This window comes from Bacteroidota bacterium (genome assembly GCA_034723125.1).
Taxonomy (GTDB): Bacteria; Bacteroidota; Bacteroidia; order CAILMK01; family JAAYUY01; genus JAYEOP01.
In genome coordinates, this window is sequence record JAYEOP010000427.1 from 1 (window position 1) to 9,530 (window position 9,530).

The following is a 9,530-nucleotide window of genomic DNA, read 5'->3' on the forward strand; positions in this document are numbered from 1 at the left end:
GTGTAGGTTTGTCCGTTGTCAGTATCAGGTTCCCATTTGGAAGTAGTATTATTCCATTTTAAAACATCTCCGTTACTAGGTGCAGTGTTATCAATATCTCTGCTTTGTAGTTGATTTGCATTCCAATAGGCAGTAGTATTCATAGCACTTAGTAAACCACCAGATAAAGTAAGTCCCACTCCTGTGTTTATTTCTAATTGTCCTCCACTAAAAGTAAGTCCACTATTTGCAGTTGGGTCAATTTTAATTACTGTTCCTGTAATATCAATACCATCTCCTCCGGTGTAAGTTGATCCTGCTGAGCCTGGTTCCCATTCAGAAGTTCCGTTATTCCATTTCAAAACTTCTCCGTTTACAGGAGCTGTTGTTGAAATGTCGTTTCCTTGTAATTGGTCTGCATTCCACATTGCAGTAGTATTATTTGCATTAAGAACTCCTGCTGTTAGGGTTAATCCTGTTCCGTCATTTATTTCTAAAGCAGTACCGTTAAAAAACATTCCACTATTTGCAGAAAGTTCAACACTAATTACAGATCCTGCTGTAATGTCAATACCATCACCTTCGGAAATTACTGTATTAGTAACTGCACCTGGTATCCATGTTGTCCCATTATAAGTAAGTACTTCGCCATTATTTGGTGAATTTGTTGATATTTTAATACCTTGTAAATTATCGGCATTCCAAATTGCTTTGTTACTATCAGCATTAAAAACATTTGAGTTCAGTGTCATTCCTGTTCCTGCTGAATAAACTTGTCCTGAATCGGAAGCGAATTCCCAATTTTTTGTAGTTCCGTTCCATTTTAAAATTTGCTTTGATAATGGTTGACCGATAGGTATATCATTACCCTGAAGTTTGTTTGCATTCCAAATTGCAGTATTGCTGTCTGCGTTTATTATGTTTCCGTTAATCGTAATTCCTGTTCCTTCTGTATAAGATGAGCTGTTATCTGTTCCAATTTCCCATAAGGAAGTTGTATTATTCCATTTTAAAATTTGTCCTGTTGTGTTTGGATTTGTAGTTGTTACATCAGAACCTTGAAGTTTATTAGCATTCCATAATGCATTTGTGTTATCTGCATTTAATATTCCTCCTGTAATTCCTAAACCTGTTCCTGCATTTATTTCTAAAAGTCCTGCGTTAAATTGCAATCCACTGTTTCCGCTTAAATCAGTACTAATTGTAGTTCCCGAAATATCTATTCCATTTCCTCCTGAATAATTGTTCACATCGTCAGTTGTTGCTTCCCATTGGCTATTTGCTGTATTCCATTTTAAAATGTCTCCATTTGCAGGTGCTAATGTGTTATCAATAGAGGTACCATTTAATTGGTTTGCATTCCAGTAAGCTGTAGTGTTCATGGCATTTAATAAATTACCACTTAAAGTTAAACCTATTCCTGAATTTATCTGCAATTCTCCAGCGGCAGAAAAATTTAAGCCACCGTTTGCTGAATGCTTAACAGCTATTGTAGTTCCTGTAAATTGAATTCCTGTTCCTGCATTATATTTAGTATTACTGTCAATTGCAGCTTCCCATTCCAAAGATGTGTTGTTCCATTTCAAAACTTCTCCATTTGATGGAGCTGTTGTAGAAATATTATTTCCTTGTAATTTATTTGAGTTCCAAATAGCATTATTGCTGTCTGCATTAATTGTTTGTCCGTTTAATGAAATTCCTGTTCCCGGTAAATAAGGTGGGTTTACATCGTCAGTTCCAAGTTCCCATCTTGAAGTAGCATTATTCCATTTTAAAACCTGACCACTAATTGTTGGTGTTGCACTTGTAACATCATTACCTTGAATTTTAATGACACTTAAATCGGTTATTAATCCTGTTACATCACCACCTACTTGTTTCCATGTTGCATTTCCAAAAGAATCTGAAACCATTAAGTAGCCATTTGAAGCTCCTGTTGGAATTTTGATATTTTGAACTTCTAAAAAGGATGAAAAAATTGTATCGGGATTCAATACTTTAGGGTCAGGATAATTTATTACAGAATTTGCAACAGCAGCGTAAGGAACTGCAAGAAATTCCATTGTTCCCATATCGACTAAGCCATTTCCAAAATCTATTCTAACTTGTAAAAAGCATGAGGTATTACCCCAAGAAATATCAGAAAAGTTATTTAGGGTACCAAAACCTGTAGTAACTCCTTTTCCAATTATTAAGGTAAACAAACCAAACTCATTAGTTGTTACGCTGTGTCCTTCTTGCCAAACAATTGTGCCTGTAGAAATATCTTTGCGAATTGAGATTTCAACAATTAAATTTTTATTAACGTAAGCTTGCCCGTTATCGTCTCGAGCTACTGCTTGATAGTTGAATCCGGTTGGAATATTTTGAGAAAATGAATTCATAGTTGTTCCAAGGATCAACAAGATTATGAATGCTTTAAAAACAAGGAGTTTTTGAGTTTTTGTTTTCATGGCTATAAAATTATTAATATGTTTTATCTGACTTTCAATATTTTAAAATCAGAAAATAGTTTTTTATTATTATCGAATACTCTAATCAAATATGCTCCTCTCTTAATTTCTGAGAGGTCAATACGAATATTTTGACAATCACTTATTTTATTATAATATAATGGTGGCTTAATTATTTTTCCAAGCATATCAAATATTTGAATTTCAGCATTTTCAAATTCTCCGTTAATTGCAACATTTACATAATCCGAAACAGGATTAGGATAAACGTTAACTTTTACATCAGAAAAATAATCTTTTTTTACTCCAAGGAAAATTATAGGACCTTGTTGAAATCCCTGAGTAATTATTTTTCCTGAATTTCTAAACGTTTGAACTGCCATTTCACCCACAGTAGCTGAAATTCTTATTCCATTGGCACTTAAATCTGCTCCTGTTGAAGCAATAACGGTAGGACCTAAACTTTGCCCGTTTGCTACAATCCAGAAGAAAATAAAGATATTTAGAATTAATGATTTTTTCATCGAAAATATTATTTATTCTTTTGCCCAAAGGTAAATCCAACCGAATATACCATTTTCTTTAAGTTTTGTTTTTAATTGTAATGCTTCATTGTAGGTAGCATGTTTTCCTGCATAGATGTAATAAAAGTCTCTAACGTCATTGTAAATCATTTGTACGTTCAAACCTCTATCAGCCCATAATGAAATTGATTTTTTAGCATTTTCAGGAACTTTAAAAGCTTCTACAACAACAAAGAATTCTCCACCAATATCCTGAAGTTTTCTTTCAATATCCTTCATTTCTTCATCAATTTCTTTTTCTTTCTCTGTTCTTTTGTCCACATCAGAATAGGTTTTAATTTTACCCATTTCAAGTTCGGCATCATTCATTCTTTGCTGTAGGATATTTATTTGATTTTTAGTTTTAGTCTTTTCTTTCTGAACATCTTCATCAAGTGTTTCCAGTTGTTTTTTAACGTCTTCTGTTTGTGTAGAAATACTATCTTGATTCTCAACAAGTTTCTTTTGTTTTTCTTTCATTTCTTTAATACCACGACCAAGATAAACACCAATAGAAATATCATGAGTTCCTTGTGTTTGACTTGTTAATTTGCTACCAAAAGCTTCATAGGTGTAATTAAATGAAACTTGATCATTTAAAAGAAATCCTGCACTTATTCCTATACTTCCTTCTTTTCTATAAGATGCTGCTAACCATACTTGATTTTGATATTTGAATTGAAGTGCAAATTCATAATTTAACGGTGCTGCATCTGTCATACGAATAATTGCGTATGGTGTTATTTGGAATTTTTCATTAATAGCAAAATCATAGGAAGCATGACCTAAATAATGTCTTCTTATTAAGTAATTAAAAGAATCGCTAGGATTATTGTCGCTGTAATACACACTTTTATTTTGAATTAAAAAAGGAGCTACAAGCCCGAAGTTCAATCCTTTAAAACGATATAAAATTGAAGCACCTGCGTTAAATGCTGTTTCATTTTGAGTTTGTCTGCTCATCAAAACCTTGTCATTTGTAAGGTCTTGAATAAAGGACTGTGAAAGGTCAATGCTATTTTGGAAAAACTTACCTGATAATCCAAAACTTAGATTGTGTTCATCAGCAAGATTTAAATGGTATGCATAACTAAGTGAGCCATAAAATCTGTTAAAGATTCCTTCTTGGTCACTAATTATCATTCCTCCAACACCAACGGATTTGCCAACAAGAGAATTGATATTTACCATTTTTGTAATTGGTGCTCCTTTAAATCCAACCCATTGGTCACGATAGCCTGCAAATACAGCTACTCCATCGTTAACTCCGGCATAGGAAGGTGATAATACATATCGATTAATTAAATATTGATTTGTCAGTGGTAATTTCTGACTTAATAAGGTACTACCAAAGAGCAATACTAATGTAATAAGAACGCAGAATTTTTTCATTTATCGAAATTTTTTATTTTCAAAAAAAACAAATTCGTAATTTAGATTAATTTTATTTAATAATATTTAATGTTCCTTTAATAACTTTTTTACCTGTTTTTATAAGGTAATAATATGTACCTTCAGGTAAAATTTTTCCATCAAATTTTCCATCCCATCCATTTTTATAATCAAGTGAACTATATACTATATCTCCCCATCTATTGTAAATAGTTAAATTAACAGGTTCGAAAGCATCAATATCATTGATTATGAAATAATCGTTAACTCCATCTCCATTTGGTGTAAATACATCAATGGGTTTTACATCAGGAATTTCTTTTACAATAACTTGTACACTATCTTCATCATCACAATTATTATTGTCAACCACTCGCACTGTATAAATGCCGTGCTCAGTTATAGTTATTTCGGTAACTGTTTCTCCATTAGACCAAAAGATACTATCATAAGATCCTACAACAGAAACGCTAACACTTCCTCCTTTAAAGAAAATGGTATCACCTTGAATATTTAAACTCAATGAAGGATTTGGATAAATTGTTAAAGTATGAGTTGTTGTATCTGCACAACCTTTATCAGATAAGGCTAAAAGTGAAACATTATAAGTTCCATCTGTTGTGTAATAATGTTTGTGATCTCTTCTGATAATTGCATCTGTTCCGTCACCATAGTTCCATATATAATTTATAATTGAATCCTTATTTATAGATGATATGTTTGTAAATGCAACAGAATCACCAAGACAATTATTTCCGTAGGTAAAATCAGCATTTGGCATATAGTCCACTGGTATTGATTTTACAATAGTATCATAACAACCTCCATTTGCAACAACTAATAGTTTTGTGCTATATGTTCCTGCAAGTGAAAATTTGTTATTTACATACTTGCCTGAGCTATCATCAACAGTTCCATCGTTGTCAAAATCCCAATAATATTTTGAAATTATACCTCCTTGAATTGAGGATGTATCTTTAAAAGTAGTAATTGCTCCTTGACAAGCATTTGAAAAAATGAAATCTGCATCAGGATTAGGAAGTACAACTACGTTATTATAAGCAGTATCTGATGAGGAAGCTGTTACAATTTCAAGAGCAAGCTTGAAAGTATCAGCAGTAGTAAATAAATATTTTACTGTTTTTCCTGTTAAATCTCCAAATACTCCATCACCATTAATGTCCCAATTATATTGTAAAATTGGTAATCCGCTTTTTGAGGTATCAGTCAATTGTGTTGAATCTCCAAAACAAACAGTTGTGGAAGTAAAGCCTGGTGCAAGTGGTTGAGAAACTATTGCATTGTGAACAATTGAGTCAGCACAGCCTTTATCTGATGTGGCATAGAGCTTAACTATAAATGTTCCTGAAACTAGATATGAGTGGTTTGTATTTTTTGCCACTGCTGTTTTGCCATCACCAAATTTCCATAAATATGACAAAGTTCCTGTAGAAATAGTTGATGTGTTTGTGAAAATAAAATTATTAGCTGTTAATGCTTGTGTGCTATCATTAATAGTAAATCCTGCAACAGGATTTGGGTAAAGGTAAATATTTTGATAAATGGAATCAGTATCCGTTGTTGTAATCAGCTTCATTCCAATAGGATGTGTACCTACTGTAGTAAAGGTATATTTAAAATTTGTTCCTGAAGTATCATCAAAAACACCGTCATTATCTAAATCCCACAAAATGGTATCAATAGGAGAACAATTTGTTGAATTATTTGTAAACTCAAATTGATTGTTTCCGAAACATCGTGTGGAATCATCAATAATAAATTTTGCTAATGAGCCTGAAATAACCTTCATGTTTTTTGTTATAGAATCTGAGCAAAAGCTATCGGAAACAGCAATAAGTTTTACAGTATATGTTCCACCTGCTGTGTATAATTTTTGAGTGTCAACAGCAGAAGTTCTTGCACTGCCATCACCAAAATCCCAAGTATATGTTAAGTTCCAAGGTGCAGATATTGTTGATTTGTTTACAAATTTAAATGTATCTCCAAAACACTGAAAACTATCATTAACCTCAAAGTCAACTTTAGGAGAATGAAATACATAAACATTTTTCATTACTGAATCCATACATCCTTTATCAGTAGTCCCTATTAACTTCACATTATAAATGCCACCACTGTTGTATGACTTTGTTGAATTTTTTGTTGTTGAAGTATCTCCATTACCAAAATCCCATAGGTATGTTAATGACCCACTTGGAAAAGTAGAATTATTTGTAAAAACAAAATTATCAGCATCATTGCATTGCATTGAATCGTTTACACTAAAATCAATGTTTCCTGATGGCAAAACAGTTACAGGGTAATAAATTGAATCTCTATCTGTTGTAGTAACAATTCTAAATCCTACATAGTGAATACCTGCTACACCAAATTTAACAGAAACAGGGCTTTTGCTTATAGAATCACCAAAAATTCCATCATTGTTAAAATCCCATGAAAAACTTACCATAGAATTACATGCTGTAGAACTATCAGTGAAAACAAAGTTCTCGTTACTTAAACATTGAATGCTGTCATTTATGCTAAAATCAGCTTTGGAATCATCAAGTACCCATATATCTTTTTTTATTGAGTCAACACAGCCCATATCTGAGGTTGCTATAAGATTTATTTTTTTGTTTCCTGAAATATAATATGTTTTACCTGTATCAACGGCAGTTGATGTTACTACACCGTCATCAAGATCCCAAAAATAGGACATTGTACCTGAAGCTATTGTTGATTTATTAGTGTATGTATATGCATTTGCAGCTAAACATTGTAAAACAAAATTTATTTCAAACTCAGCATTTGGCTTCGCTTTTAAAACTACATTTTTATAAAAAACAGCAGTGTCAGGCAAATCGGATATTACCTGTAAACCAACCTTGTAGGTTTTATATGTACCAAATTTCCATTTGACAATCTGTCCATTTGCATCATTAAACACCCCATTGCTATCAATATCCCAGTTAAAGTGGAGGATATTTCCTGTGCTTGAGGATGTACTCATAAACAATGATGAATCCCCAACACAAACAGTGTCAGCAATAAAATCAGAGTTTGTTTGGGCAAATAAACCAAGAGTAATAAAATTCACGAGGATAAATGTAAATAGTAATTTTCTCATTACAAATTAATTTAAGTTTCTATGTTTTAACTAAATAATATCAAAAAAATCCTTTTTAATAAGTTTTCAATTACAGCCTTATAGTAAAATCAATAATTATATACTTAATTTAAAATGTTGCAATATACAATTTTTTTTCTAAATAGTATAAAATATTTTTTTTATAAAAGGATATAAAATATAATATAAATTTTTAATAAATAAATCTAAGTGTAAAGGTGTTTATATAAAAAAATCACTTACATTAATTACTTGTTTAATTATTCCATTAATAAATAAATTACAAAAATAATAAATCGTAGCCCCCCCTTAACTCAGCTTTGATAATAACTCTTTCCAAAAATATATTTTAAAATTTGCTTCAGGTTGTATAGCTTTTTTGTTTAATAAAAGCACCAATTCAGCTGGTAATCTGTCTAATAGATATATTTTTAGATGTAAATAAAAATCAATATTATTTTTTGATAAAAATTGTTTAACTATCTCATTTTCAAGTAAAACATTTATTTCATCTTGAAGATCGCTGTATTCAATCTTGTCAAAGCTTTCAAGATATTTAAAGATATAGTCTAAAATGTCAAGCAAAATAACTTTTTTTCGTTTGGCATTATTCCAATTGTAGAAACATATTTTGTCCTCAGAGCAACCAATATTGTGAGGTACTAATAAATTATTTGAAAGAGAAGTAGTTAATTTAATTGAGAAATCCAGTTCCTGCAATATGCTTGATAATCCGTTTACTACTTTAATAAAATTCATAAAACCTAAGCCTGCAGGATATTTTTTCTTAGCAATTTTAAGTTTTATAAGTCCGATTATTGTTAAGGTTTTTTCTTTTTTTAGAAATTCCTTTACTGATATTTTACTCATATAATGCTCATAACATTCAATTATTGAGCTATAAAAAGCGTTGTTGTATTTGGTGGATAAAGTATGGTAGCTGGATTTACTTATGTTTTTATCAACCTTTAATACAATCTTATTATCTATTTGTTCTTTTTCGGGGAAATAAAGATGCTTTAATTTTTTACTTTTTAGTTCTTCGATAAGTTCAAATTCCTTTTTTAGTAATTTATTGGAATTGATGCTCAAAGCCCTTTTTAAAATGATGAATCTATATTTTTTTGATTTTAATTTTAGTGTTAAAATTCCATTTTTAATGTCCTCACCAAAATTAACAGAGAAGGATGTGTAATCATTATCTGCAACTCCTTCAAATAGATTTTTATTTTTTGAGTAAATGTGAATTGCTCCGTTAGTTGCACTTTTCAAAAATCCCAACTTAACTTTTATGTAGCTTAATGTTGCTGGCATTACATTTAAGACGTTACCAATATCAATAACAGTTTCTAAACTTTCAAGGTCTAAAAGAAAATCTGTTGATCTGTACTTTTCCGAAAGTAACCATTTTATTTTCCCCGCTTCGGTTCTCATGAAAAACAATTGGTTATGAAAATAATTAACAGTTTTTTCAACTGATTTATTAAATGAAATAATTCCCTCAATTTTTTCAAAATTCAAAGGGAAGTTAAATGTTTTTGCTCCTGATATATTAATAATAAAATATTTTTGCTCTTGTTTTGCCAATCTTTCAATCTCATTTCTTGATGTAATGTACTTAAACCCGGATTCTTTAAAATTTTTTATAACTTGATTTTGCGGGTTTAAAACAAATACATTTTTTGCATCAGGAAATGCAAGTTTAAAAATATTATTTAGTTCTTTCTCAAAATACATCTAATTTTTTTATTATTCAATCGTTTACAAAACTAATACAATATTAATTCTATTGCAAAAATATATTTCTTTTGACGACAAAATATTTTTAATTTTTTCTTTGGTTACTTAAATTAAATAATTTACTTTTGCACTCAATTTAAAAATCACTTGTACAATTTAATGCAAGAAGTAGTTCTTAATAAATCATTGGTCTGGTAGTTCAGTTTGGTTAGAATGCCTGCCTGTCACGCAGGAGGTCGCGAGTTCGAGTCTCGTCCAGACCGCATAGTATGT

Annotated in this window: 5 protein-coding genes and 1 tRNA gene; 1 reads left to right on the top strand and 5 read right to left on the bottom strand. The window is 30.8% G+C overall.

The annotated features are described in order from the left end of the window. The 5 genes from U9R42_11390 to U9R42_11410 all read right to left on the bottom strand — a co-directional run. The coding region (locus tag U9R42_11390) for a hypothetical protein (GenBank protein ID MEA3496628.1) at positions 1–2,432 on the bottom strand (2,432 nt) is incomplete at its 3' end. 23 nt (positions 2,433–2,455) lie between these two features. Continuing rightward, positions 2,456–2,956, bottom strand: a complete 501-nt coding sequence (locus tag U9R42_11395) for a T9SS type A sorting domain-containing protein (protein ID MEA3496629.1) — start codon at positions 2,954–2,956, stop codon at positions 2,456–2,458. A 12-nt stretch (positions 2,957–2,968) separates the two neighbouring features. Further along, positions 2,969–4,387: a PorP/SprF family type IX secretion system membrane protein gene (locus U9R42_11400; protein ID MEA3496630.1), complete on the bottom strand. Its 1,419-nt coding sequence runs from the start codon at positions 4,385–4,387 to the stop codon at positions 2,969–2,971. 52 nt (positions 4,388–4,439) lie between these two features. Continuing rightward, positions 4,440–7,517, bottom strand: coding sequence for a PKD domain-containing protein (locus U9R42_11405; GenBank protein MEA3496631.1), 3,078 nt, complete (start codon positions 7,515–7,517; stop codon positions 4,440–4,442). 309 nt (positions 7,518–7,826) lie between these two features. Beyond that, positions 7,827–9,254: a hypothetical protein gene (locus U9R42_11410; protein ID MEA3496632.1), complete on the bottom strand. Its 1,428-nt coding sequence runs from the start codon at positions 9,252–9,254 to the stop codon at positions 7,827–7,829. 191 nt (positions 9,255–9,445) lie between these two features. On the opposite strand from U9R42_11410, the gene U9R42_11415 reads away from it, so the two are divergent. Beyond that, a tRNA-Asp gene (locus U9R42_11415) sits at positions 9,446–9,520 on the top strand. Positions 9,521–9,530: the final 10 nt, after the last annotated feature.

Bases quoted from the DNA above. Each gene is read 5' to 3' on its own strand.
- U9R42_11395 (MEA3496629.1), bottom strand. From the start codon at position 2,956: ATGAAAAAATCATTAATTCTAAATATCTTTATTTTCTTCTGGATTGTA.
- U9R42_11400 (MEA3496630.1), bottom strand. From the start codon at position 4,387: ATGAAAAAATTCTGCGTTCTTATTACATTAGTATTGCTCTTTGGTAGT.
- U9R42_11405 (MEA3496631.1), bottom strand. From the start codon at position 7,517: ATGAGAAAATTACTATTTACATTTATCCTCGTGAATTTTATTACTCTT.
- U9R42_11410 (MEA3496632.1), bottom strand. From the start codon at position 9,254: ATGTATTTTGAGAAAGAACTAAATAATATTTTTAAACTTGCATTTCCT.